General features: G+C 54.3%; 26 protein-coding genes and 1 tRNA gene. 9 read left to right on the top strand and 18 right to left on the bottom strand.

The annotated features are described in order from the left end of the window. Positions 1-52: 52 nt before the first annotated feature. The 3 genes from SH248x_RS13990 to SH248x_RS13980 form a co-directional block, all read right to left on the bottom strand. Entirely contained in the window at positions 53-937 is an 885-nt protein-coding gene (locus SH248x_RS13990; protein ID WP_459554900.1) for an RAD55 family ATPase, read from the bottom strand. A gap of 107 nt (positions 938-1,044) precedes the next feature. After that, on the bottom strand, positions 1,045-2,151 hold the full coding sequence (gene ribD, locus SH248x_RS13985; protein ID WP_459554899.1) for a bifunctional diaminohydroxyphosphoribosylaminopyrimidine deaminase/5-amino-6-(5-phosphoribosylamino)uracil reductase RibD: 1,107 nt from the start codon (positions 2,149-2,151) through the stop codon (positions 1,045-1,047). A 45-nt stretch (positions 2,152-2,196) separates the two neighbouring features. Continuing rightward, a complete protein-coding gene (locus SH248x_RS13980) occupies positions 2,197-2,607 on the bottom strand; it encodes a DUF5658 family protein (RefSeq protein WP_459554898.1) in 411 nt (136 codons plus the stop codon). Between the two features lie 158 nt (positions 2,608-2,765). Between SH248x_RS13980 and SH248x_RS13975 the strand changes: the two genes are divergently transcribed. The 3 genes from SH248x_RS13975 (at position 2,766) to SH248x_RS13965 (ending at position 4,903) form a co-directional block, all read left to right on the top strand. Further along, entirely contained in the window at positions 2,766-3,533 is a 768-nt protein-coding gene (locus SH248x_RS13975) for a phytanoyl-CoA dioxygenase family protein (RefSeq protein WP_459554897.1), read from the top strand. 219 nt (positions 3,534-3,752) lie between these two features. After that, the gene (locus tag SH248x_RS13970; protein WP_459554896.1) at positions 3,753-4,367 is read left to right on the top strand and encodes a MarC family protein; all 615 of its coding nucleotides are present in this window, start codon (positions 3,753-3,755) and stop codon (positions 4,365-4,367) included. A 35-nt stretch (positions 4,368-4,402) separates the two neighbouring features. Continuing rightward, on the top strand, positions 4,403-4,903 hold the full coding sequence (locus tag SH248x_RS13965) for a single stranded DNA-binding domain-containing protein (RefSeq protein ID WP_459554895.1): 501 nt from the start codon (positions 4,403-4,405) through the stop codon (positions 4,901-4,903). Positions 4,904-4,911: 8 nt separating this feature from the next. Here SH248x_RS13965 and SH248x_RS13960 read toward each other — a convergent pair whose 3' ends face one another. The 3 genes from SH248x_RS13960 to SH248x_RS13950 form a co-directional block, all read right to left on the bottom strand. Next, complete coding sequence (locus tag SH248x_RS13960; RefSeq protein WP_459554894.1) at positions 4,912-5,460, bottom strand: hypothetical protein; 549 nt, start codon at positions 5,458-5,460, stop codon at positions 4,912-4,914. 52 nt (positions 5,461-5,512) lie between these two features. Further along, entirely contained in the window at positions 5,513-6,907 is a 1,395-nt protein-coding gene (locus tag SH248x_RS13955; protein ID WP_459554893.1) for an RtcB family protein, read from the bottom strand. 86 nt (positions 6,908-6,993) lie between these two features. Further along, positions 6,994-7,551, bottom strand: a complete 558-nt coding sequence (locus tag SH248x_RS13950) for an ankyrin repeat domain-containing protein (protein WP_459554892.1) — start codon at positions 7,549-7,551, stop codon at positions 6,994-6,996. A 414-nt stretch (positions 7,552-7,965) separates the two neighbouring features. On the opposite strand from SH248x_RS13950, the gene folE2 reads away from it, so the two are divergent. Then, a complete protein-coding gene (gene folE2, locus SH248x_RS13945; RefSeq protein WP_459554891.1) occupies positions 7,966-8,811 on the top strand; it encodes a GTP cyclohydrolase I FolE2 in 846 nt (281 codons plus the stop codon). Positions 8,812-8,941: 130 nt separating this feature from the next. Then, the gene (locus SH248x_RS13940) at positions 8,942-9,415 is read left to right on the top strand and encodes a 6-pyruvoyl trahydropterin synthase family protein (protein ID WP_459554890.1); all 474 of its coding nucleotides are present in this window, start codon (positions 8,942-8,944) and stop codon (positions 9,413-9,415) included. A 4-nt stretch (positions 9,416-9,419) separates the two neighbouring features. Here SH248x_RS13940 and SH248x_RS13935 read toward each other — a convergent pair whose 3' ends face one another. The 3 genes from SH248x_RS13935 to SH248x_RS13925 are packed head-to-tail and all read right to left on the bottom strand — an operon-like array spanning position 9,420 to position 11,720. Beyond that, complete coding sequence (locus tag SH248x_RS13935) at positions 9,420-9,863, bottom strand: hypothetical protein (protein WP_459554889.1); 444 nt, start codon at positions 9,861-9,863, stop codon at positions 9,420-9,422. Between the two features lie 5 nt (positions 9,864-9,868). Next, on the bottom strand, positions 9,869-10,186 hold the full coding sequence (locus tag SH248x_RS13930) for a hypothetical protein (protein ID WP_459554888.1): 318 nt from the start codon (positions 10,184-10,186) through the stop codon (positions 9,869-9,871). A gap of 58 nt (positions 10,187-10,244) precedes the next feature. Continuing rightward, positions 10,245-11,720 carry an alpha-amylase gene (locus SH248x_RS13925; protein WP_459554887.1) on the bottom strand — a complete coding sequence of 492 codons (1,476 nt, stop codon included), beginning with the start codon at positions 11,718-11,720 and terminating at the stop codon, positions 10,245-10,247. Positions 11,721-11,827: 107 nt separating this feature from the next. Here SH248x_RS13925 and SH248x_RS13920 point away from each other — a divergent pair, with 107 nt between their 5' ends. Continuing rightward, positions 11,828-12,496 carry a DNA-3-methyladenine glycosylase family protein gene (locus SH248x_RS13920; RefSeq protein ID WP_459554886.1) on the top strand — a complete coding sequence of 223 codons (669 nt, stop codon included), beginning with the start codon at positions 11,828-11,830 and terminating at the stop codon, positions 12,494-12,496. Between the two features lie 57 nt (positions 12,497-12,553). Here the strand turns inward: SH248x_RS13920 and SH248x_RS13915 are convergent, their stop codons facing one another. The 3 genes from SH248x_RS13915 to SH248x_RS13905 all read right to left on the bottom strand — a co-directional run bounded on the left by SH248x_RS13915 (position 12,554) and on the right by SH248x_RS13905 (position 13,643). Beyond that, positions 12,554-12,838, bottom strand: a complete 285-nt coding sequence (locus SH248x_RS13915; protein ID WP_459554885.1) for a hypothetical protein — start codon at positions 12,836-12,838, stop codon at positions 12,554-12,556. A gap of 40 nt (positions 12,839-12,878) precedes the next feature. Beyond that, positions 12,879-13,097, bottom strand: coding sequence for a hypothetical protein (locus SH248x_RS13910; RefSeq protein ID WP_459554884.1), 219 nt, complete (start codon positions 13,095-13,097; stop codon positions 12,879-12,881). A gap of 321 nt (positions 13,098-13,418) precedes the next feature. Then, complete coding sequence (locus SH248x_RS13905; RefSeq protein WP_459554883.1) at positions 13,419-13,643, bottom strand: hypothetical protein; 225 nt, start codon at positions 13,641-13,643, stop codon at positions 13,419-13,421. Positions 13,644-13,943: 300 nt separating this feature from the next. Between SH248x_RS13905 and asnS the strand changes: the two genes are divergently transcribed. Next, complete coding sequence (gene asnS / locus SH248x_RS13900; RefSeq protein WP_459554882.1) at positions 13,944-15,368, top strand: asparagine--tRNA ligase; 1,425 nt, start codon at positions 13,944-13,946, stop codon at positions 15,366-15,368. A gap of 86 nt (positions 15,369-15,454) precedes the next feature. Here the strand turns inward: asnS and SH248x_RS13895 are convergent, their stop codons facing one another. Continuing rightward, entirely contained in the window at positions 15,455-15,886 is a 432-nt protein-coding gene (locus SH248x_RS13895; protein ID WP_459554881.1) for a hypothetical protein, read from the bottom strand. 69 nt (positions 15,887-15,955) lie between these two features. Then, complete coding sequence (locus SH248x_RS13890; protein ID WP_459554880.1) at positions 15,956-16,855, bottom strand: DUF1559 family PulG-like putative transporter; 900 nt, start codon at positions 16,853-16,855, stop codon at positions 15,956-15,958. Between the two features lie 272 nt (positions 16,856-17,127). Here SH248x_RS13890 and SH248x_RS13885 point away from each other — a divergent pair, with 272 nt between their 5' ends. Next, positions 17,128-18,285 (top strand): XylR family transcriptional regulator, encoded by a 1,158-nt coding sequence (locus SH248x_RS13885; protein ID WP_459554879.1) that lies wholly within the window; start codon positions 17,128-17,130, stop codon positions 18,283-18,285. Positions 18,286-18,315: 30 nt separating this feature from the next. Here the strand turns inward: SH248x_RS13885 and SH248x_RS13880 are convergent, their stop codons facing one another. Further along, the gene (locus SH248x_RS13880; protein WP_459554878.1) at positions 18,316-19,566 is read right to left on the bottom strand and encodes a hypothetical protein; all 1,251 of its coding nucleotides are present in this window, start codon (positions 19,564-19,566) and stop codon (positions 18,316-18,318) included. 247 nt (positions 19,567-19,813) lie between these two features. Between SH248x_RS13880 and SH248x_RS13875 the strand changes: the two genes are divergently transcribed. Further along, positions 19,814-19,886 (top strand) — tRNA-Met (locus SH248x_RS13875). Between the two features lie 169 nt (positions 19,887-20,055). Here SH248x_RS13875 and SH248x_RS13870 read toward each other — a convergent pair. The 3 genes from SH248x_RS13870 to SH248x_RS13860 all read right to left on the bottom strand — a co-directional run bounded on the left by SH248x_RS13870 (position 20,056) and on the right by SH248x_RS13860 (position 24,037). Next, positions 20,056-21,759, bottom strand: coding sequence for a SulP family inorganic anion transporter (locus tag SH248x_RS13870; protein WP_459554877.1), 1,704 nt, complete (start codon positions 21,757-21,759; stop codon positions 20,056-20,058). A 354-nt stretch (positions 21,760-22,113) separates the two neighbouring features. Then, on the bottom strand, positions 22,114-22,533 hold the full coding sequence (locus SH248x_RS13865; RefSeq protein WP_459554876.1) for a cupin domain-containing protein: 420 nt from the start codon (positions 22,531-22,533) through the stop codon (positions 22,114-22,116). 163 nt (positions 22,534-22,696) lie between these two features. Continuing rightward, positions 22,697-24,037: a PQQ-binding-like beta-propeller repeat protein gene (locus tag SH248x_RS13860; RefSeq protein ID WP_459554875.1), complete on the bottom strand. Its 1,341-nt coding sequence runs from the start codon at positions 24,035-24,037 to the stop codon at positions 22,697-22,699. Between the last annotated feature and the right edge of the window lie 97 nt (positions 24,038-24,134).

Raw genomic sequence — 24,134 nt, 5'->3', positions numbered from 1 at the left:
AACGAGCCGCGGGCCTTTGAGGGGCCTGCCTGTCTTGGTGTTGAAACTATTCTCACGCTTTGAACTCAATCCCCTGCTCGGTAATCCGGTACAGCAACACATCTTCCGAGCAGGCGCTGCCGCGGTGTTTGGCGACGAAGAGGCCTCGCTTCATGGAGAGGCCGTCGCGGATTTTGCCCATGACGATGATCGTGTTGGCGTTGGAAAGAATGTCCCCGGCTTCGATGGGGCGTTGCATCAGTTCTTCGAGCATGACTTCCTTCGAGGTACAGGCGATGAAGGAGGCGATCTCTTTGTGGTCATACCCATGTGACATCACCTTGTCCTGCTGCTCGCGGAACTGGGCACGGAACAGATCGCGGGCGACCCAGTCGTGATCCTTCTGGAAAATCTGGTGATACAGGTATTCAAAGACGTGCATCTGGAAGGAGTCACTGGCCCGGTCGGTTGGCTCGATTCCATCGATCATGACGCGACGGACCCCGTGAACGAAGTTGGCGTAAAAGAAGCCGATGGCGCGGGTGATCTTCCTGTTGAGTTCCGCCTTCCACTCTTTCCACTGCTCGGTTTCGAGGTCCTGGATCGTGACCCGTTTGCCGGACCGCTGGAAGAGGTGTAAAGCATCCCGACGGGCTTGGCCGACTTCCCAGACTTCTTCGATGGTCGGGTTGGTCTCTGCGTTGGCTTGAGTCATCTCCCAGCCGAACATCCGCTTGGCGTATTCTGCCTGGTTCTGAGAATCGCCGCGGGAGGTCATGTCGAAAAGAATGCCGCGCTGGCCTTCCTGCTGGAGACCAGCGTTTAGAATCGTGACGCCAAGCTGCGTTTTGCCAATACCGGTGGCACCAAGAAGGACGGTTAGTTTGCCCGGGAGCAAACCGCCGCCGAGGGCTTCATCGAGTTTGGCAAGACCGGTGGAGACGCGTCCAGAGCTCATGGGGGATCTACTAAAGGGAGAAGGATGAATTCGGAAGGATGAAGGATGGGTCGGAGGGGGAAGAGTGAGACCGCGATTTCAGGGCCTCATGACTCACGACTCAGAACTCATGACTCAGGTTCATGATGCACGCGAACATAACGCATCCAGACGTCGTTGCCAATCCGTTCGACCGCTGCCAGGTCCATCACGCCGGCCTCGCTCATGGGGGTTTCGCCAGGACCACCCACCGGGCCGTAGCCCTGGTCGTCAGCGATGATCTTGGGGGCAAGAAAGATCTGGACCTCGTCGATCTCGCGGGCATCCCACAGGCCGCCTACAAGGCCCGGACCGGCCTCGACGAGAATGTTGGTCATGCGACGACGGCCCAGTTCATCCAGCAGCGCATGCAGGTCAACCCGGCGGTACTCATTGGCGGGAAGGATCAGCACTTCAACCCCTGCCGCTTTTAAGGCGGTGACTTTGGGAGGGTCCATCGCATGAGTGGTCGCGACGAGCAGGGGAATCTCTCTGGCGGTCTGGACAAGTTTTGACGTGAGCTCGATGTCACTACGAGAGTCGACAACGATACGAGTGGCGACGCGAAGTGGCTGTTCGTTATTTTCCAGACGGGCATTCAGCAGGGGATCGTCGCTTTTGACGGTCCCCACACCGGTCATCACGGCATCGACTCGACTACGAAGCTGATGCACTCTGGCACGTGACTGATCGTTGGAAATCCATTTCGAGTCGCCGTTCCAGCGGGCGATTTTGCCATCCATCGTCATCGCCCATTTGACGATGACATACGGTCGATGATGCGTCATCAGCTTGACGAACGGCTCAGTGAGACGTCGACATTCTTCTTCGAGCAGGCCGACTTCCACGTCGATCCCCGCCCGTCTCAGCAGTTCGATCCCGCGTCCAGACACTTCCGGGTTGGGATCAACCATCCCGACGTAGACTTTTTTCACACCCGCTCTAATGACAGCATCGGCGCAGGGTGGCGTCTTGCCGTGATGGCTGCAGGGTTCTAGGGTGACGTAAAGCGTGCCGCCGCAGGCTTTTTCGCCAGCCTGCTCGAGAGCGAAAACCTCAGCATGAGGTCCGCCGTAGTTCTGGTGATAACCTTCGCCGAGAAGTTCGCCATCGTCATCGACGATGACGGCCCCAACCATGGGATTGGGTTCGACGAGACCTTGTCCGCGAAATGCCAGTTCAATCGCGCGGCTCATGGCCGCTTCTGGAGAGCCGAAGTTCACGGTCGTCTTTCCGGTCTGTTACCACACGCTGCCCAGCAGATGCTGGTGTCGTAAGTACAAACTCAGACTATAAACGACGACCCCACTGACGACCAGCGTGCCGGCTCGTAGGACAAAGCTCCCCTTGCGCATGTCATGCAGCGCAATGTACTGGGCAATCAGGCAGACGAACAAAACGACCCCGAATTTGAAGCCAACCAGACCCTTCAGTCCCCATCGCATGAGGAAAAAATTGGCGAGGGGATTCGACTCGACGATTTCCCCGACCGGCCCACCCGCTGTGCGATAAAGCAGCACCCAGGTCATCATGAGATCAAGAGCGGAGACGAGAATGAAGAGCGCTGTCTCGTGTTCGAGCGGAAGATGCTTGGTCAGAAACGATTTGCGTTTTTCTCGTTTCACGATTGTTGCCGGTTCGCCTGTTGACATCGCGTTGCTCCGGATGCGGAATTCACAGTGGCGTCATCTTACAGTAATTACGTCTGGAGGCAGAAATTCTGCCAGCCGATTTTCAGGGGATTCAACTCTTCTTGCGAAAGTGAGAACAAGTCTCAACAATTTCCGTTCCAAACTCGCATGACATGCACGTGGATGACCGTTTTATGCTGCTCCAGGCTTCAGATTTTACAAAGATTCAACACCGCTATGAGAACGATGGCTTCTGTCTGCTTGAGGACATTTACTCCAGCGAGCAGTTGTCTCGACTCAGCGAGCGTATGACGTGGATGACCGCACAGGCGACGACCTCGATCCGACAGCGTGACGGCGATGTTTACGCAGCTCGCAATGTCCTCGATCTGTGTCCAGACGTCGCTGACCTTTGGAAAACGCCTCCGTTGACGTCGGTCGTGCTTGATCTTTTGGGGCCGGATGCCTGCCTGGTTCGAGGGCTGTTCTTCGATAAACCGCCAACAAGTTCCTGGGGACTCCCTTGGCACAAAGACCTGTTGATTGCGATCCAACCCCCGCCAGTGCTCTCATCGTCATACTCGCCGCCGAGGGATCGTCTGGGAGTTTTGCACACGGAACCGCCGCTGGAGGTTCTGGAGAGAATGTTGACGCTGCGGATCCATCTCGACGAGGTGACCCACGAAAATGGACCGCTGGAGGTCGCAGCCGGGTCACATCACAGCGGTAAACTGCTACAACTGGACGGCCGCCCAAGCGAACTCATCACGACTCCGCAGGGTGGAGTCCTCGTCATGCACCGATTGCTGGCCCATGCCAGTGGCCGCAGTGAACCCGGAACAACACGACACCGCCGGATCCTTCATCTGGAGTTTGCCAGCTCGCCGGTCTTACCAGACAATTACCAGTGGTATCAGCAGTTCCCGGTCGGCTCCGAGAAGATTTGAGCCACGGATGAACACAGATTGACACAGATGAGAAAAGTCGTGGCAAGAAACCTCATTGGGCATTCGTCATTGGCAGGAGCCAGAAGTCACTTTCTGGCGAGACGAATTACTTAGAACAAAAATGACGAGTGCCCAGCGACAAAGGTCTGCTTTGTTCTTATCCGTGTCGATCTGTGTTCATCCGTGGTTAGATTTTGTCCTCTACTCATTAGGAGCCCCATGCTCGATCAGATTGTCACTCATTTCCTGATTCTCGCAACGACGATTGACCCGATCGGATCGTTGTGTTTTTTCGTCGCGCTGACGACATCCGTCCCCGCGGAGAAGAAACCCGCGATCGCCTTGAAAGCGGTCCTGATCGGCGCGGGGATTCTCTTTTCCGCGTTGCTGGTCGGCCAGCTGTTGTTGACCTACCTCGATATCCAGCTGGTGTCGTTTCGACTGGCGGGTGGAATCATTTTGTTCCTGGTGGGAATCAAAATGGTCTTCGGGACCGGAGATATGTTGACACCGCCGCCGCGCGAACGAGGGCACGACATCGCCGTCTTTCCGCTGGCGATTCCGACGATCGCCGGGCCGGGATCGATCCTCGCCGTCATCATTCTGACCGATCGCAATATCCACCCGCTGCACGAGCAGATCATCACGGCGGCCGTGCTGCTGGTGGTTCTGCTGATCACCTACGTCCTGCTACTCCTGGCCCGCCCCATCCACCACGTCATCGGCGACACCGGAGCAACGGTCGTCACAAAACTCCTCGGCATCCTGCTGGCCGCGATGGCAACGGATCAGTGTCTGCGGGCGTACTTGGAGATTGCGAAGATGGCGGGGTGAGTCGCTAGCAGATTGATCAATACGAAAGCGAAGACATGCGAAACTGGATCACGATTCTACTGGTCATTTGGGGATTCACCGCCAACATCAAACATGTCATTAGCTGCGCGTCCCCTAAACCAGTTTCCATCACCTACAACTCGATTTCCGAATTAACCGAGAGTCTCCAGCCCAAACTCCCCGCCGGGTTTCAAGAGCCGGTGATGATCGCGGAGAGCGTTCACGTTCAGTTTCGGGTCTCGAAGTTTGAAGTGATTGAAAGCGGCGGGTGTCGTGACTGCGAAGCATTTCCTCGTCTGTTGATGGCTGAGGCGAAGGGGAAAGCTCCCGAGTTCTCCGCGGTCATCATTAACGAAGCAGCCATCGCCATGGACCGCCTGGATGTCCAACCCAACGGACGAGACGTCCGTTTGACAGGGAAGCTGACGGTCTACCCGGCATCGAAAGAGTCTCCGCAGGGAAGATACGAATTGTATGTGGAGAATGTGCGGGATCTTTGCCTCGTGCGAAAGAAAGAGCCTGTATTGCGCGAATAGAATAGACTTCAAGTGACTTGCTCATTCAGTCGCCAAATCGCGTAAAGCTCACACTTTGCATGTGGCTCATGAGGGTTGTTCTCCCTCAGCTTGCGACGGATCGATGTAGCAAGTTGAAAATCTGTAATCAGTCCAAACTGGTTCAGTTGATCGTTTGAGAATGATTCCGGGAAACCTCCGCAATTTGTCAGGGCACTGATCTGACACTGGTCATCGATCAAATCATACCCCAGAAAAACAAACGAACCTGCCGCTGGTGGTTTCAAAATGTGGTATTCAGGATTGCGGTACAGGCCTAGAACATTGCATAAGATTCCTTTCGGGATTCGACTGAGCAGATAGGGAAGATCCTTGAAGTAACTCAGTCTAAAATCGGCGTTGACGATGTGATCCCAATCGTCGTCGATTAGATCCACGACGAGATGAGGATTCAGAAGCCCATCGAGCGAGACTACTTCCTTAAGCTGAGGAATTTTTGCCCATTCGAAGTACGACAACCACCTCTGGTCGTTTTGTGGACCAAATGATTCCGTCGCAACGAAAACGGTCTCCGTCATGATCCTCTTCCCTTCAGGCTAAGCCCTAAGCCCCAATCCCTAAGCCCTCCCCTCAATCCTCCGCCTTACTCCCATCGCCGCACATCTTCACGATCTTGGGATCAAACCGCGCCACGATATCAACCAGATCCTGCTGCTGGCTCATGACGGAGTGGATGTCTTTGTAGACATAAGGAACTTCGTCAGCACCGGCCGAGAGGATGGTAATTCCTTTGGCTTTCAGGTCTTTGGCGATCGATTTGAAGTTGAACTGTTCGAGGGCCTTGGTGCGGGACATCTTTCGTCCGGCTCCGTGAGAGGCGGAGTTCAAGCTTTCAGCTTTTCCCTTTCCACGGACGACAAACGCAGGATCGGCCATCGAGCCAGGAATGACGCCGAGGACGCCTGGGCCTGCGGGAGTCGCTCCTTTGCGATGGACGATCAATTCCTTGCCGTCGTGCATTTCCTTCCAGGCGAAGTTGTGGTGATTCTCGACGCCGGTGAGGATCTTCGCACCGAGGAGTTTGGTGACGTTCTTGTGAATGATGTCATGATTGGCGGCTGCGTAGTCCCCCATGAGGTTCATCGCGGCGAAGTATTCCTGACCGGCTTCCGAGTCCATGTCGAGCCACGCGAGGCGTCCGAAGTGCTTGTACTTTTGAGGCAGGCGCGACTGCGCGATCGACGAGTAGGTACTACAGACTGACGCCCCCGTGCCGCGTGAACCGGAGTGACTGAGCAACGCGACATACTGCCCGACGGGAAGGTCGAGGTCTGCAGCCGGCTCGGTCAACGTGAAGAGCCCGAACTCGACGAAGTGATTTCCCGAGCCGGAGGTGCCGAGTTGTTTGTGGGCTTTGTCTTTGTTCTCGCGGGTGATGCGCGTGATGGTCCAGTCCTGGTCCATGACGTCATGCGTCATTGGACGTTCATAATTCTTACCGACTCCGAAGCGGGTGCCGTTTTCGAGAGCAGTCTTGTACTGATCGAACTTCGTCTCCATCGATTCGACCGGCATGTCGAGAATCGAGATCTTCATGCGACAGGCAATATCAACGCCGACCGCATACGGAACAACGGCATTCTCCAATCCCAGGACCCCGCCGATCGGCAGGCCGTAGCCAACGTGTGCATCAGGCATGAGGGCAGCCATGCGCGCCGACGGAAGGGTACACGACTCACGCATTTGGGCATGAGCACCGTCATCAATCTGGTCACCCCAGGTCCGATAACGAATCGGTTCGGGCGGCGCATCCGGCAAGTCGACACCTTCTGCGAGAACTTGAGCCATGGCTGCAAAGTGCGGGTCACCAAGATGAGCAGCTGGATCGTTCAGAATATTCTGAACATGAGCCTTCAACGCCGCTCCACGCAGGTCACCAGATGCGGCAGCAGTTCCAACGCCGATAATGGCTTCGCGGATGACGTATTCGGGGACGCCCAGTTTTTCGAGTTGTCGACGGTTCATAGTGTTTATTTCAACGCAAAGGCGCGATGACGCAAAGGGGAAGAAGAGTTTTTGACACAGAGGGCACCGAGGAAGGTAGACGTGGATCAAGGTCGCCCATCATGTAGGTCGTTATCGTTCCAAACAATTTGGGGAGATTTGGAGATACCACCTGCGGCTTCGAGGATCGAAATTCCTGGATGCCAGTTTCGAATCTCGGCATAATAAAGAGGTGTTTCGCCACCGTCATCCATTCTTGAATTGGGATTTGCTCCTAACGCCAGCAGAAGTCTCAATGGCTCCAACTGCATATAGCGAGCCGCGATGTGCAGCGGACTACCTTCCATCACCTGTGCCTCAAGGTCTGCACCACCACCAATTATTAGATAGAAGCACGCAGGACATCGATCAAAATACTCGATGGCTTCGCCGAGTGGTGAAATGTAATTGCGAACTGGATCGTTAGCCGTTGCTCCGTTTCTCAGAAGAAATGCCAGTAGACCGGCGTCTCTAAAGTGAATCGTGTTGTAAACCAATTCCTGAAGCCACGGCCTTCGCGGATGTTTCTTAGGAAAATCGATGAGAAGGTACTTCACTGCTTCAATTCGTTCGTCGAGAGTGGGCATGTCGAAAATGTAGAAAAAGTCCGGCTTGCCAGTGGTCATGATCTGTTTCTCCCCTTGTTACCAACTCTCAACACTGTCTGTCGCTAACTTTGCGAATCTTGGTCTTCTTCGTGTTTTTGGTGGTGAAATTCTCTTTCGGTAACCCATTTGGACACAAATACGGCCGGACAGGTTCGTTTGTTCAAAGCAACTGTGGGATTTTGCCAACGGTGCTTGAGAAAAATGCTCATTCGGGGGAAAAAACGGTTGTCAGCCGTGTTCCAGTTGGCGGGTCGGTCTACAATAGGAAGCGACTTGAACTGAAGCTTGGGCCGAGGGTTGTCACCGATCTTGAGCAGATCCACCTCGCCTGTCGATTGTGTTCCGCCGGATGTGCAAATCAAGGCACGTTTTTCCCGAGGCTCACAAGCGTAATTGATGGTCTTTGGCGCAGTTGCGCCAGAAAGGTTCGCGATGTCTTCCACGACGATGACGGCTGATGGGATTGAAAACAACGCTGCTTCAAAAATGACGGGTGTCAAACTGCACGATACGCAAGCTGCTCCCGAGAAACGTGGGATCGCGATTGATTATGTCGGCGTCAAGAATGTGACTTTTCCGGTTCGTCTGAAAATGCGGGATGGATCGGTCCAACATACCGTCGGGAAGTTCAATCTCTATGTCAGCCTCCCCGCTGATCAACGCGGCACGCACATGAGCCGATTTGTCGAAGCACTGCAGGCGTTTCAAAAACCTCTCGATCATGCTGGGATTCTCGAACTGTGTGAATCGGTCCGGTCTCGCCTGCACGCCCCGTCCGCCCGCATTCAGCTCGATTGTCCGTTCTTCCTGGAGAAATCAGCACCCGTCACCGGAACCAAGGGCTACCTCGATTATAAAGCGAACTATCGCGTCGACCTGAATGAGTCGGGTGAATCGGTTTCGATCCTCGGCGTCAAAGTCCCCGCCAAGAGCCTGTGCCCCTGCTCGAAAGAGATCTCCGACTACGGGGCCCACAATCAACGCTCGATCATCACCGCAGAGGTCAAGTACGAAGGGGCTCTCTTCATCGAAGACCTGATCGAGGTCATGGAAAACTCCGCATCGAGCCCGCTGTATTCGCTCCTCAAGCGTCCCGACGAGAAATACGTCACTCAGGCGGCCTACGAAAATCCCAAGTTCGTTGAAGACATGGTCCGTGACCTGGCGTTAGGGCTCGACAGCGATGACCGGGTCACCTGGTATCAGATTTCCGCTGAAAACTTCGAATCGATCCACAACCACGAAGCCTACGCCCAGATCGAGCGAACGAAAGCTTAGGCGCTGGTCACTAGGCGCTAGGCGTTAGTTGCAGCCGCTTCGCCGAATCCTCGTCTCAATTCATTTCATCTTCTGTTTTTCCTAGCGCCTAGAGCCCAACGCCTAGCGCCTGTCCGAAGGACCTCTCCCCATGTGCATGACCATCATGCGTCGTATCAAATTCTGTGCTGGTCACCGGCTTTACAAGCATGAGAGCAAGTGCGCCTTCTTCCACGGCCACAACTACACCGCTGATTTTTATGTCTCGGGTGAAGAGATGGACTCGGTCGGCCGCATCATCGATTTCTCTCAGCTGAAGATCCTCTTCAAAGGCTGGCTCGATGAGCACTGGGACCACGGCTTCCTGCTGTACGAAGGCGATGACAACGGCATCAACGCCATCAAACAGGTCGTCCCCTGCAAGTATTACATCATGCCGTATAACCCGACGGCTGAGAACATGGCCCGCTACCTGCTCGAAGTCGTCTGCCCGCAAGTTCTGGGAGAACTCGGCGTGAAGGCGAGCAAAGTGGTCATCTGGGAAACCGATGAAGCCTTCGCAGAAGCAACGCTCGAATCGAGCGGAGAAGTGATGGCGCGACAGGTCGCGTATGCGGAAGAGTAGAACCTCACGCAGAGAGACGCTCAGGGTGCAGAGGGATCGTCATACATCGAAGAAATGAGCGGAAGTCATCCGTCTGGACGGCCAGCGTCGAACGGCTCGAAAGTGACAGGATTTGATCGACCGTTGATTCTGCAGCAGCCTTTTCTTGCTCGGTTGCGAAACTCCATCGTGGAACCCAAATAGTTCCCGATGGAGTCCCGAGACGAGTCAGCGCTACGATCAGTTGCTGAACAGAACCAGTTGGAAGTTCACGAAGTCCAAAGAATCGTGACTCGATGCCGTCATCGTCGATCGACTCATAAACACAGTCAAAGACAAATTCGCAGGACGGATTTTCCAACCGGCACACCCCATAACGAGGGCCGTCCATCCAGTCCAGAATAATGACCTGGTCTGTCTTCCAGGTTTCCGGTGAGAAACTGCGGAGTTGTTTTTCGAGGTTATTCATACAACTTAATCCAGGATCCGTCTCAGGACTTTATTAAACAAGTGAACCACCTCACCCGTCAATGGTTGCGGGAAAATGACGGTATGGTGTCCGGGATCTCTCATGGTCGGAGTATAGTTGAGATCGAAGCCAGCATTATTCAATTTCTGCTTTATCGCTGAAGAACATTCGATTCCTGTCGGCAGATTCAAACTGACTGAAACTCCGAAGCCAAAGCCAGCAACCTCAGCCTGTTCGCATTTAAGTGTCAGGCGTCGGATCGATTCCGGACTTGTCCCCATCCGGTAGAGAAGATCGTTATCCTGAGCTTCTCGGCTAAACATCAACGCTACATTGCTCCGTAAAGATTCGGATCAATATAACTCGGTCCATCATTGTGATTCAAGCCGGCAGCCACAGCGCAACCGCTTTCTCATGGCACGGAAACTCCGCCCAGCCTTCGTCATCGGTGGTGATCTCGTGATCGAACTGGCCGGTGACTTCTTTGAAATTGTGATTCGGCAGCGAGGTCTGCATGCGCTTGTTGCCCGCTTCGCCGTTGGTCATCACGACGGCCATGCTGCCGGGGTGTTCTCCGGTCCCCAGACGTGTCCAGCCGATGGTGTTGGGGTGGTCGAAGTAATCGATCTGATCGCCGAATGCATTGTTTTTGCGGGCACCCAGAAATGTATCGATCACGAACTTATGAGATGGCATAACGATGTGATGCTCATTGCCGTCGCGACCTGTGTCGGTGTACTCGGCTCCGTAATAGTCAGCATAGAAGAGGCACGGATAGCCGTCTTGTCGCAGCAGGATGAGGGCGTAGGCGAGCGGCTTGAACCAGGGCTCGACGACGGCTTCGAGGGCCTGCAGTGGCTGGGTATCATGGTTGGCGACGATCGTGACCGCCAGAGCAGGTTCGTTCTTGACGAGTGACCCGTCGAAGATCGTGGTCATGTCAAAATCGGAGCCGCCCTTACTGGCTCGGGAGAAGTTGCCCTGGAGAGGCGCGTCGAAGAGAGCGACGCCGCCTTCCGTCACTTCAATAAAGTGGTGAAGGGCGTCGACGTGGTGAGACCAATATTCTCCCACCGCAAAAACCTTCTGCTTGGAATGCTGGCGAACGTGTCGTAACCACTGTGGAAAAAATCCTGCTTCGACATGTTTGACGGCATCAAACCGGACACCGTCGATGCCGACAGTATCGTGAAACCAGGCTCCCCAGGCTTTGATGTCCTCTTGAACTTCGGGATGAAGCACATCAATATCGCAACCCATGAGGTAATCGAAGGAGCCTTTTTCGAGATCGACCTGCTCGTAAAACTGCTTGTCTTCAAACAGATAAACCGCATGGTAATCAGGATCATGGGCATTGGTATCGATGGCAGTAAAGTGCCACCAGTGCCATTTCAGCGCGGAGTATTTGTCCCCTCGGCCGGGGAACGTGAAATGGGTATGAGCTTTGATGGTCCGTTGCTCGCCGATCTGTTCGTGTCTGTTGTCAGGACTGTACGGCGTGGCGAGGAACTCTTCCTCCTCATCGCCTCCCATGCGGTGATTGAGGACGACGTCCCAATACAACTGCAGACCTGCACTGCGAGCAACTTCAACGGCTGCCAGGAGTTCGTCCTTGGTGCCGTATTTGGTACGAACGGTGCCCCGTTGGTCGAATTCTCCCAGGTCGTACATATCGTAAACGGCATACCCGACGTCTTCGGCTCCCATCGCCGCCTTGTAAGCGGGTGGCAGCCAGACAGCAGTCACTCCCGCCTCCGCAAGACTCTGGGCCTGTTCCTTTAACTCGTTCCACAGTGATCCATCGGCCTTGTTATACCAATGGAAAAACTGCATCATCGTCCCGTTAAGTTCAGTCATGTTGGCCCTGTTTCTCAAAGTTGCAGTTCGTGGTGTGGCGAGCGATCTGATCATGCGGTTACGAAGAGAGCAAAGTCAACAACAGTCATCATAGCGAGCCGTCAATTATGCCTCGGAAGTCCGCAACCACAAATCCAGAGAAGGCGTTTCAGCGAACATTGCGTCGAGGGGAACGTCACTTGAACACCGTCTGCACGAAGTTCCAAACATGGCAGACGGAGTTCGGCAAATGCCGCATGGAAGTCGCCTGGCAGCGTAGCCCATATGAAGCACTCGTTCGCGCGATCGCCTTTCAGCAACTGCACGGCAAAGCGGCCCAAAGTATTTTGAATCGACTCATCGCCGCTTGTCCAAAAGATGATTTCCCATCGCCCAAATCGATCACCGGCTTCAGCGTCGAACAAATGCGATCCTTCGGATTCTCGCAGGCGAAAGTCGTCTCCATTCATGGCATCGCCCAGGCCGCGATCGATGGCCAGATCCCGACACGAGCTGAAGCCGAAAAACTGGACGACGAAGAACTGATCGAACGCCTCATCGAACTACGAGGCGTCGGCCGCTGGACGGTCGAGATGCTGCTGATGTTCACGCTCGGACGCATGGACGTCATGCCGGTCGATGATTACGGCGTCAAAGCAGGCGTCGCGCATCTGTTTGTGCTACCCGAACTGCCGAAGAAAGCTCAGATGCTCGAACTGACGGAACACTGGCGACCATTCCGCTCGATCGGAGCCTGGTACATGTGGCGGTTGCTGGAAGCGAAGCGGGTAAAGTAAAAGACAGGAATTTTGCGAGAGACTGCTCAAAGTGGAGAGATACCTCAAATCGTTTTTCTACACAGGTTCCCAAGTATCATCGTCGTAGATAATCAGCGAATGATGCTCGATATCTCCATCCTTCGCGACGACTTTTGCTTTATACCAAACGCAGTCATATTCATCGACATGGGAGACTTTTACGATCGGACACTGTGCAATGATTTGTTCGATGCTATCCGCTGTCCATCCTGCCATCTCAACGGCATCCGCAACCTCTTGTTTTCGCTGAAGCAAGTCGCACTCTGGGACTTTCAATATCCGAATCTGATCGCCGACTTTGAGTAATTTGGGATCAGGCATTGTTATTCCTTAGTGATGTGTGATGAATTTGCAGTGGTGCCTAAGCACGGCGGCGGATCGATGTACGAACTTCGGCCATCGCTGTCGGTCCATCAATACACATCGCCGAATTCTCCCTCATTTCTCGTCGACGACGTTCCAACTCGGCAATAACTGGTACCGATACTGGCGAATATCTTTCGATAATTACTCCGAAAAGCTCGGCCTGCTCAGCGGGGGAGAGTTCTTCTGCAGCAGCAAGAATTTCTTGAATCGTCATAGCACTCCGAAAGTCAGATTCAATTAGATGGCTTCACATCCGTGACGTGATGTAGCTATTGTCCCGACTGGTATGGTGTACTGAAGCAATCTTCACGAGATTGTATTCAAGTTTGAAAATCAAAATGTACGGGAATCCAGAGACAGGGCAGTGCCGAAGTGGCTCTTCAAAATAAATGGGGAATGATTCTGGATCTCGACAGATTCGCTCAATCGATGCTTCAACGGCGTTTACAAACCGACTAGCAAGTCCTGTACGTTGTCCTCGTAACAGACGACCGCATTGCAGTAGTCTGTATCGGCATCGCTATGGAACCTGTAGTTAGTCATTGCGTCCAATCAATGCACGTGCTTTGGCAAGTACGGTTGGACCATCGATTGAAGCTTCAGGATTGACATCCATCTCATCACATCGGCGATGAAGCTCTGCCAGGAATTCGGTACCTGGATGCGGCGGCGAATACCGCTCGATCATCACCCCTAAAAGCTGAACCTGCTCAGCGTGGGTCAGTTCTTCTGCGGCGGCCAAAATTTCTTGAATCGTCATACAACCTCCAAAATGTGACGACCAAAGTATAATTCCGCGAATTTCACACTTCTACTGCAGATTTTCATCACCTGTGATACAACACAGTCGAACCTGAATATTCACCACGGAGGACACAGAGAGCGTTGAGATATGAAGTAGGGTGCTGGTGAGTCTTCGAACCGCACCAATTGCGTATTCATGAGCCATACGATCTCGTGAGCACATTTGGTGCGGTTCACAAAGCCTCACCAGCACCCTACTATCAACTCTGTGCTCTCTGTGGCAAAAAATCATCTTTGATTTACGGAGCAGAACGTCATGCTGGGAGCAGAAGACTACAAAAAGCGTCGCTTGGCCTACCTCATTGAAAAAGGTCAACCGGGCGAAGCAGCCACAGCGAAAGGGTGGGTCCGCACCCGTCGCGATTCGAAGGAAGGCTTTTCCTTCATCGAGCTCAACGATGGCTCGTCGATGAAGAACCTGCAGATCTTTGTCGATAAGACCGTGCCCGGGTATGAAGACGTCGTCAAACACCTGCCAGTCGGCGCCAGTATCGCAGCTGAAGGCGAGCTCAAAGAGTCACCTGGCAAAGGTCAGCGGATCGAACTCGTCGCCAAGTCGATCACCGTCTATGGGACCGCGGATCCCGAGACCTATCCACTCCAGAAGAAGCGTCACAGCTTCGAGTTCCTGCGTGAGATCGCTCACCTGCGTCCTCGAACGAATACCTTCGGCGCGATTGCCCGTGTCCGCAACGCAGCCGCGTTCGCGATTCACTCCTTTTTCCAGGCTCGCGGCTTCATGTATGTCAACACCCCGATCATCACGACGAGTGACTGTGAAGGGGCAGGGCACATGTTCCAGGTGACGACTCTGGACCTGGCCAAGCTCGCTCAGCTGAAAAACGCCAAGGGAGAATTCGAAGTCGATTACGCCCAGGACTTCTTCGGCAAGAAAGCTTCACTCACCGTCAGCGGCCAGCTCGAAGGGGAAATCTTCGCGACCTCGCTGGGTGACTGTTACACCTTCGGGCCGACGTTCCGTGCCGAGAATTCCAATACCTCGCGACACCTCGCGGAGTTCTGGATGGTCGAACCCGAAATGCCATTCACAGACCTCGAAGGCAACATGGACATCGCGGAGTCGTTCATCAAGACTGTCGTTACGGAAGTCATGACGAAGTGTGCGGAAGATCTCGACTTCTTCAACCAGTGGGTCGACAAGACCGTCATCGAGACACTGACCTCGATCCGAGAAAACCGCTTCGAGCGAGTTTCCTATACGGAAGCCGTTGACCTGTTGACCAAATCCGGCAAGACATTCGAATACCCCGTCAGCTGGGGGATCGACCTCCAATCAGAACACGAACGCTGGCTGACCGAAGAGCACTTCAAAAAGCCCGTCATCCTGTACAACTACCCGCGAACGCTCAAGCCGTTCTACATGAAGTGCAACGACGACGGCAAAACCGTCCGCGCGATGGACATCCTCGTCCCCCGCATCGGCGAAATCATCGGCGGCTCGCAACGGGAAGAGAACCTCGAGACCCTCAAGCAGCGCATGGCCGAGTGGAACCTGCCCGAAGCCGAGTACTGGTGGTACCTCGAACTCCGCAAATACGGCACCGTCCCCCACGCCGGTTTCGGACTCGGTTTCGAACGCCTCATCCAACTCCTGACCGGCATGACCAACATCCGCGACTGCATCCCGTTCCACCGCACACCGAAGAACGCGGAGTTTTAAAAGCAACGAAGACTTGGCTCAAAAGACAAAGCCCATCGAGCGTCGTAATGACGTCAGATGGGCTTTGCTCTATTTAAGTCGAGGATTCACTTCTGCTTCGTCAAATCAAAAGTAAACGTCGTATGGTCCTTGTCGACGACGACGTGTTCTTCGTATTTGATCGGAGTCGGTTCGCCGTACCGCTGTTCGGCCTGTTTCTTCTCATAGTCGTTGAATTTGGGGTCGATCTTTTTGACGGTCTTCGGAGGGACCATGAAGTTTACCGTATGGTTCCCGGCGATCGCTCCCTTGACGTCTTTATCATAGAGCAGTTCGAATTTGCCTTCCTCGTCGGTGAAAGCAACCGAGCGTTTTCCGCTGGTGGGGTAAAACTCGACGACCGCATCAGCGAGAGGCTGTCCATCTTGTATGACTTGTCCGGTGACCTCAATCAGCGGCGGAAGATCGGATTTTGAACTGCAGGCTGCCGATAGAAGGCAGAGCGTCATCACACAGAGCGTGCGGATCGTCGTTGGCATGGGAAAAGTCCTTAAACAGCGTCGAGACAGGAAGACATTCCTGTCTCGACTTGGAGTCAATCAACTGGATTAGAACTGCCCCACGACTTCGCCACGATTGATCGTGCCGAGCGCTTCGTACGTATTGCCATCAATGTTTTCGCTGATGAAGATCACGTGACCGTCGCCCATGACAAACTGAGCGCCACCCATGTGGAAGCTGCCAAAGGAGCGAGCCTGTTGTGACAGCGTTCCGATCCTGTTGTTGATCGGGTATTGCTTGCTGGTGAACGCGTACATGCGGTCGTGCCAGCCGACGTGATCCGTGCCCAGCCACCAGGCTGCAAAACGCAGCGTTCGTCCGCTATCGTACCCTCCATCGCGCTCACCGACGATGATCGTGTTGGACAGGCCGTCCGTGATGTCGGCAAACCTGCGAGAGGCGTTGACGGCGAACGGTCCATTGAATGATTGCGGGTTGTAATCGTTGTCATTCACGAAGACGGAGCCGCCGCTACCGACGTAATTGGATTTAGCGTTTGTACGGCCTTCCAGGTAGGTGTTGTTGTTCGCCATGATGTCGGAAGGGCAGATATAGACGGGGATGACGCTTTTCCCGACCGGGTTGTCTCCGGCATTGAACTTGGGCTCGGTGGCGAAATTATTCGTTTCGCGAGCCAGGGCATCATAGACGGCTGACTGTTCAAGAAATGGCAGGATCATGGCCCCCCAACCGTGGGGATTCCACCCATCCCCGTAGGCGGCATGCTTGATACTGCCGGGCACCATGACGACAAACGTGTCATGGTAGTTGTGAATCGCCAGTCCGATTTGTTTCAGGTTGTTTTTGCAGGTCGAGCGCCTGGCGGCTTCGCGGGCTTGTTGCACAGCGGGAAGCAGAATTGCGACAAGTGTCGCAATAATTGCGATGACTACCAGCAACTCGATCAGGGTAAAGCCTTGGCTACGTTTAAGAACACTTGGTGTCATGGCGCCTCCAGAGATGAAATGAGAAATGAAAGCGAGGAAATCGCATTGCGAGCGAAGTGACCAAAAAGAAATGATGGTGATATGTGTTCATGGCCTCGCAATACTATCATCGGCTTTTGAGCGACCCATTTCAATGCGTTGATGCGAATCGTTTGTTGTGTTATTTTACATAGAGGGCCAAAAATCGAGAAATATGCGCATATTCCGAACAGTTTAGCGTCATTCGACCTCGGGTCATGTGTGCAGTATTCGACACAGAAGGCCGCAGTAAGATGAAAAAACGTAAATCCGTCGCATTGCTCGTAGAACGGTCCGACGAGTATTCCAGGCAGCTTTTAAGAGGCATCCGAGATTTCCTGGCCATCAATCCCTATTGGTCGATTTACCTGCCGGAGCACGAGCGCGAGGTAACACCTGGCTGGCTGAAGGGGTGGTCGGGCGATGGAATCATTTCGCGGCTGGAGTCGGTCGAAATGACTCAGGCGATTTCTGAACTCGGTATTCCACTCGTCAATCTCAGCCTGCTCGAACTCATGCCCGGGATTCCCTCTGTTACGGCTGATAACCACGCTGTTTCGAAGATGGCCGTGGAGTATTTAAACGAACTCGGTTATCGGCAGTTTGGTTTTTGCGGTGACCCTGCTTTTCGCTGGTCAATGGAGCGTGAGCAGAGTTTTGTCAGCGAACTTCAGCAGATGGGCCTCAGCTGCGATGTCTATTATGCCTTACCAGTTGCTCAGCCGAACTTCTCCTGGAATCTGGAACGTGAGCGACTCGTTGCCTGGCTGCAATCTCTTCGACGCCCGTGTGCGATTTTTGCCTGTCACGATATTAAGGCGCAGAAGATTCTCGATTTGTGTCGTGAACTATCGATCGCCGTCCCGGAGGAGATCTCTGTCCTGGGAGTCGATAACGACGAGCTTCTCTGTGACTTTTCAGACCCGCCGCTGTCGAGCATCGCGCTCAATACCAGAACCGTCGGCTACATCGCTGCCGAGATGCTGACACGCATGATGTCGGGGCAGGAGACCTCGCCCTCCAGCGTGCGGGTTCCACCATCGGAGATCTGCCTGCGACAATCATCGGGTGAGCGAGCGGTGGATGATCCGTTCGTCGCGAAAGCCCTGAAGTTCATCCGCGAGTCATCTGTCGAAGGGATCAATGTCACGGACGTGCTGTCGTTTGTCGGATTATCTCGGCGCAGTCTGGAGCACCGGTTCGTCAAGCTGCTCGGCAGAACGCCCCACGAAGAAATCACCCGTGTTCGAATCGCCGAAGCAAAACGCCTGCTGATAGAAACCAATCTCGGGATCAATGAAGTCGCCGAGCGCAGCGGCTACCCGCAACTCGATTACTTCTCAGCAGCGTTCAAACGTGAAACAGGCATGTCGCCTCGTTCATTTCGCGAACATGCCCGCAGTCGTGAATAGACCAGACTGCGGACACGTCAGCCAACCGCATCAGTTAAACCAGACGGCATACCCGAAGAAATTGCCCTGAAACATGTTGTTGAAGTTGTCCCAGGTTTCCGGCGACGTCATCTCACCTTTCTCGATATAAGGCAGCAGATCGACACCATGAACCATCAGAATGAGATCGAATCGAGCAGGCGGGTTGTCGAAGTATTTCTTGAGATTCACGCCACGGGCTTGGTTCGGATAACGCCAGTGAGCAACCAATTTCTTGCCATCGAGGATCTCTTCGGACTCCGTCAGAAACGTCTTCCAGGTTGCGACCATGTCGTCGGTGACCGGAACCTGAAGAATGCCCGTCTGCTTCGGGCTTGGCAACCACTCGCGATCATTGTCCGTCTCAGCGGCAGCGGCTTCCCATGTCTTTCGACTCAAGGCGATGACCTGTTTGAGATGTGCCCGAATCGACTGATACCGCTCCTTCTGCACAACCGGGAAACGAGCCAGGTGAATCCCCGCGATCGCATCGGCGATGTCGCCCGTCCAATCCCCCTCTTTCTTGGGAAACGGTTCCGCAGCGTCGAGCGGCTTGGCATAAACCCGTGGGGCGATGACGTGATACAGTTCCTTCATTTCGTGAGCCAGAGCCCAGTCACAAAACGACATCAGCAGGTGACAGTAGCCACGCAGCCAGTAGACGTCCGTCTGATCAAACCCAATGACGAACTGCTCGGCGAGGTTCTCCAGAGGCATCGGCTCCTGCCCAGGCTGTCGCATAAACGTCGGGTTCAAGTTGAGCAGAAGCTCGCCGAGCGTTTCGTCCTGGTCTTCCTTGCCGTTGTTGTTGTAATCGATCATGACCAGAAAGACCGGGAACGAAAGCTTCATCCCCGGATCATTGACCTGTGATAACGTCTTCTCGGCCGTTTCCAGACGATCACGCACTCCAGCGAGAATCTGTGCAGCCTGCTCATAGTTGATCGGCTCAGGGTTCTCGTTGATCGGCACCGGCATCCGCATCAAGGGAAGACCGCGTAAGTCTTTGTAAAAGACGCCGTACCGGTAATGCTGCTGCCCGAGGTGCTCAATCGCCTGGAAGAATTGCGCGATGCCCAGAGCGGTTTGCAACTGCGTCGACGGGGTGGCTTTTTGAAGTATCGTGATTTCCTCAGCTGTTTTGGAAAGTGTTTTCGTCGACAGCATCTGCTGAAACTGCGGCGAAAAATCCTCGGCAAACGCGGCAGAACTCGTGACAGCGGCGAAGACGGCCGCACAGAGGGGAAGAATCGACGGTCGCATAAACTTTGCCTTTGACGTAAGGGGTTGCGCAGGACGTGGTCGCAAGGGTAGGCGAAACGGAACGGCCGATATCACACGAGTCGTCGGCGATTCTGACGAATCATCCAGAAAAAGCGAAGCAGGGAGTTCCCTCCGGACGATTTGGTGATATAATCCCACCGTGACGGACGCCTTGACGCCCGTCATTTTTGTTGACAGGCAGAAGATCTTTCCTGCACGCGACTTGCGTCAGGACGCCAATACATGACGCGGGATGGAGCAGTTGGCAGCTCGCAAGGCTCATAACCTTGAGGTCGTCGGTTCGAGTCCGGCTCCCGCCACTTAGAAAAGCCCTGCAGAAGACATTGTCTCTGCAGGGCTTTTTTCGTTTTCGTGAATAAGCTGCCGCCGTTTCGCTCCAAGCGACGCCCGCGTGAATCGCAAGTACAAAAAAAGGCTCGCCATCACGGGGCGAGCCTTTCTCGTGCCTTGGCTGACAAGCCCAGTCCATCAGGTCGTAGCAACAATCGGCTGCGGTTCTCCCAGCAGCAACTTGTCGCTCGCGACGTGATAGTGCGGGTCTTCCGACAGATTCACTTCGACCAGATCGCGGGCGCGGTCCAGCAGCTGGCGACACTCCGGGCTCAGATGTCGAAGGTGAAGCCGCTTGCCGCATTGCTCGTATTTCTCCGCGAGGGTGTTGATCGCTTCCAGTCCCGACTGATCGTAAACACGCGTGTAATAGAAATCGATGATGACATCCTGAGGATCGTTTCGCGGGTCGAAGAGGTCTTTAAAGGACGTCGCCGACGCAAAAAAGAGTGGGCCGTGAAGCTGGTAGACCTTGCTGCCAGCAGGCGTGCTGCTGATATCGACGGTCATGTGCTTAGCGTGCTGCCAGGCGAAGACGAGTGCAGAGGCAATCACTCCCAGAATGACTGCCGTAGCAAGGTCATGCATGACGGCTGTGTAGCCAGCCACCAGCACCATGACGAAGAAATCACTGGTCGGGATCTTGCCGAGTGTTCGTAACGACGACCATTCAAAAGTCCCGATCACCACCATGAACATGACGCCGACCAGAGCCGACATCGGGATCATCTCAATCCACGGCGCCAAAAACAGCACAAACAGCAGCAGAAAGACAGCCGCGACAATTCCCGAAAGTCGTCCTCGTCCACCGGACTTGATGTTGATCAGCGACTGACCAATCATCGCACAGCCTCCCATCCCGCCGAACAGTCCGCACAGGCAGTTGGCGAGCCCCTGTCCGAGGCATTCCCGATTCCCTTGCCCGCGCGTCTCGGTGATCTCGTCGATGAGTGTCAGCGTCATCAACGATTCAATCAAGCCGACCCCCGCCAGGATCAGTGAGTAAGGAAGAATGATCATCAACGTCTGCCAGGTCATCGGCGGCAGGACATACTGCGTGAAGAACATTCGGGGCAGGCCGGCACTCAGGCTGACTTTCGATGGATCGATCGTATCCATGGCAGCTGCAGCGGTCATCTCTGTTCCCGCGTCGGTGACGGCCTGGGCTTTCGCATTCGTGACCAGCATATCGCCGACCGTCAGGATGACGTTGTCTTGATTCTCCGCAGCCAGATTGCTGTCAAGAACGCCGTTGAGTCCAATCGAGATCGCCGAGACAACGAGGATCGCACACAGCGACGACGGAATCGCCTTCGTGAACCGCGGCAGCAACCAGATGATCGCCATCGTCAGCCCGATCAGCGTCAACATGATCCACAAAGCCGGCCCTTGGATGTAGGCCAGCTGTCCCAGCGAGTTGACAGTCTTAAAGCTGCCAAACTGAGCCATGAAAATCACAATCGCCAGCCCATTGACGAACCCCAGAACCACCGGGTGAGGAACAATCCGAATGAACATCCCCAGCCGAGCAATTCCAATCAGAATCTGGAGCAGTCCACAAAGAATGACCGCCGGGAACAGGTACTCGATGCCATGAATCGCCACAAGCGACGTCACGACAACCGCCATCGCCCCGGTCGCGCCTGAGATCATCCCCGGGCGTCCCCCGAATACAGCAGAGATCAGCCCAATGAAAAACGCAGAGTAAAGCCCGATGATCGGCGACACCCCCGCAACAAACGCAAACGCGACCGCCTCCGGCACCAGCGCCAGCGCAACCGTCAGACCAGACAGGAAATCATCTTTAATCGAACCGCCAGACGAGGGCGCAGCAATAGACATAGCAAGTTGGTTTTCTTCAAGAAACGAATAGAAAGACAGTAGAAAGATCGTGACGGAGCGTCAGAGTAGCTGCGAATCAACAGGCAGCGACAAGCAAGTCGTCTCCAGCATCACGACGACAATAGAAGAGCAAGACCTGATTCAGGTCGGTTGAGCAGCAGTATTCAGGCCGTAAATTTTTGTCATAGCGGTCAGACGATATCATGCAATTCGAAGGTTGGCAATGCTTTCAATGAACACATCGGTCGCATTGTGACTGGCTGATGTGTTGGTGGGGAAGCTTGATCTTCTCCTGTTTATCTTTTGGCGGACCATAGGTGAAACTCATTTTTGTGGGATCAATGATGAACCGCCTCAATCAAGGCCATACTGCTCGTCTGAAACGTGCTCAAGCCAGTCGACGGTTTGACCGTTGAGTCGCTCAGAGATCGCAAGATGAGTCATGGCGGATTGACGAGTCGCGCCATGCCAGTGCTTGATTCCAGGCGGGAACCAGACAACATCGCCGGGACGAACTTCCTGTGCAGGTTCGCCCCACTTTTGCACCCAGCCACAGCCAGAGGTGATCATCAGCGTCTGGCCGAGCGGGTGCGTATGCCAGGCCGTGCGCGCACCGGGCTCGAAAGTGACATGAGCGCCAACACCAGTTGCAGGGGCAGGCGTTTCGAATAACGGGTCGATACGAACCTGCCCCGTGAAGTATTCCTCGGGACCTTTGCGAGACGGCTGAGAGCCACAACGTTTGATGATGATGTCAGCGGTGGTGGTGTCCATGAGCTTGCTTACCGTTATGGAGATGAAAGATCGTCTTCAATCATTCTCTCTGATACATCGCCGGAAGGCGAATAGGTAAATAAGCAATAATAGCTCCGGAGAAAAATCGATGAAGTGACTGGGGCTCAGCGACATTGCGCAGGCCCATCCACTTCATCGTCAACTACGACTTGGCTTTCACGTTGTAGCAGTACAGAGTGTCCTGATCGCGGATGTAGAGCATACCGTTTGCGATCACTGGATGAACCCAGGCAGGTTTGTCAGTTCGATCAGGTTGTTCGAAGCGTCCTTTTTCCACGTACTCATTGCGATTCGGTTCAATGAGCAGCAGCGTGCCACTTTCGGCACGTAAATAGAGTCGTCCATCGGCAAATGCCAAGGCACCTTTGGGAGCCTGACGTTCTCTCCAGAGGATGTCTCCCGTCTGGAAATCAAGACAGACCAGGAAGCCCCCTTCGTTCCCTCCGGCAGCGCCATAGAGGCAGCCATCATGAACGATCATACCGCCGTGGTGATTCTGCATGTTGCGGGAGAAGTAGACTTCGTCTGCCTGCAGCCCACCATCAGCCGTTTTGGAGATTTTGGCCGCACCGCCACCGGTTCCATAAGCAGAAGCCGCAAAGACAAGGCCATCTTTGACGATCGGCGTCGAGCAGTTGATTCGCATCTTGTTGGCAGGTTTGTCATAGCGCCATAGCAGAGCTCCGGTATCGGTCGCGACTCCGACGAGTGCGAGGGCGGTGAATTGAACGTATTGAGGAACTCCCTCAATTTCTGCAGTGATGACCGATGAATAGCCTGCTCCTGATGATGGCATCCGAAAACGCCCACCGCCAGGACCTCGTCCACCTCCTGGACCGCCATTGTTCTCCGCTGGTGCAGCCTCAGGGACGACACTTTTCCAGATGAGCGCACCCGTATTCTTATTCACAGCAATCATCGTGGCATCCGTTGCACCTGGCGTGCAGATTAACTTCTCGCCGTCAATCAAAGGGGATTCGTTGTAACGCCACGCAGGTACTTGGCCTTCATAGTCCTTAACAAAATTCTGCTGCCAGAGGATCTTGCCATCTTTGATTTGCAGGCATGCCAAATCTCCACCTGCGCCAATGACATACAATTTGTCGCCATCAACAGTCGGCGTACAACCTGTTCCCTCGACACCCTGAGGAAAACCTTCCGTCAAGGCAGGTCCGAGGCGACTGGTCCAGAGCACGCTGCCGTCATCTGTTGAGCGCGCCCAGACTACTTCGTCGGCTCCTTGATTGCTCATGCCATACAGAACACCTTTGTTAACCGAAGCAGCACTGTACCCACCACCGAGGCCCGTTACCTTCCAAGCCAGCGCAGGACCACCTTCAGGCCATTCCTGAAGCAGACCTGTTTCCGTGGAGATAGCATCACGGTTCGGCCCTTGCCACTGAGGCCAGTCTTTGGCATCGACCACAGACTGGGCAAGCATGCCTTGAAGAAGCAGAAACAAAGTGAGTGCATACTGTTTCATGAACGGAAGGCCTTGGTTATGAATCCATGATTCGAAATGTCGCGAGCAGCTCGACTTTGAATCCACTTGATTTCGACGACAGCAGAAAAGGAACTTG

Source organism: Lacunimicrobium album (assembly GCF_052161635.1).
GTDB lineage: Bacteria > Planctomycetota > Planctomycetia > Planctomycetales > Planctomycetaceae > SXPC01.
Note: the sequence above shows the minus strand (reverse complement) of the source record. Positions and strands in the feature narration are given on the sequence as shown.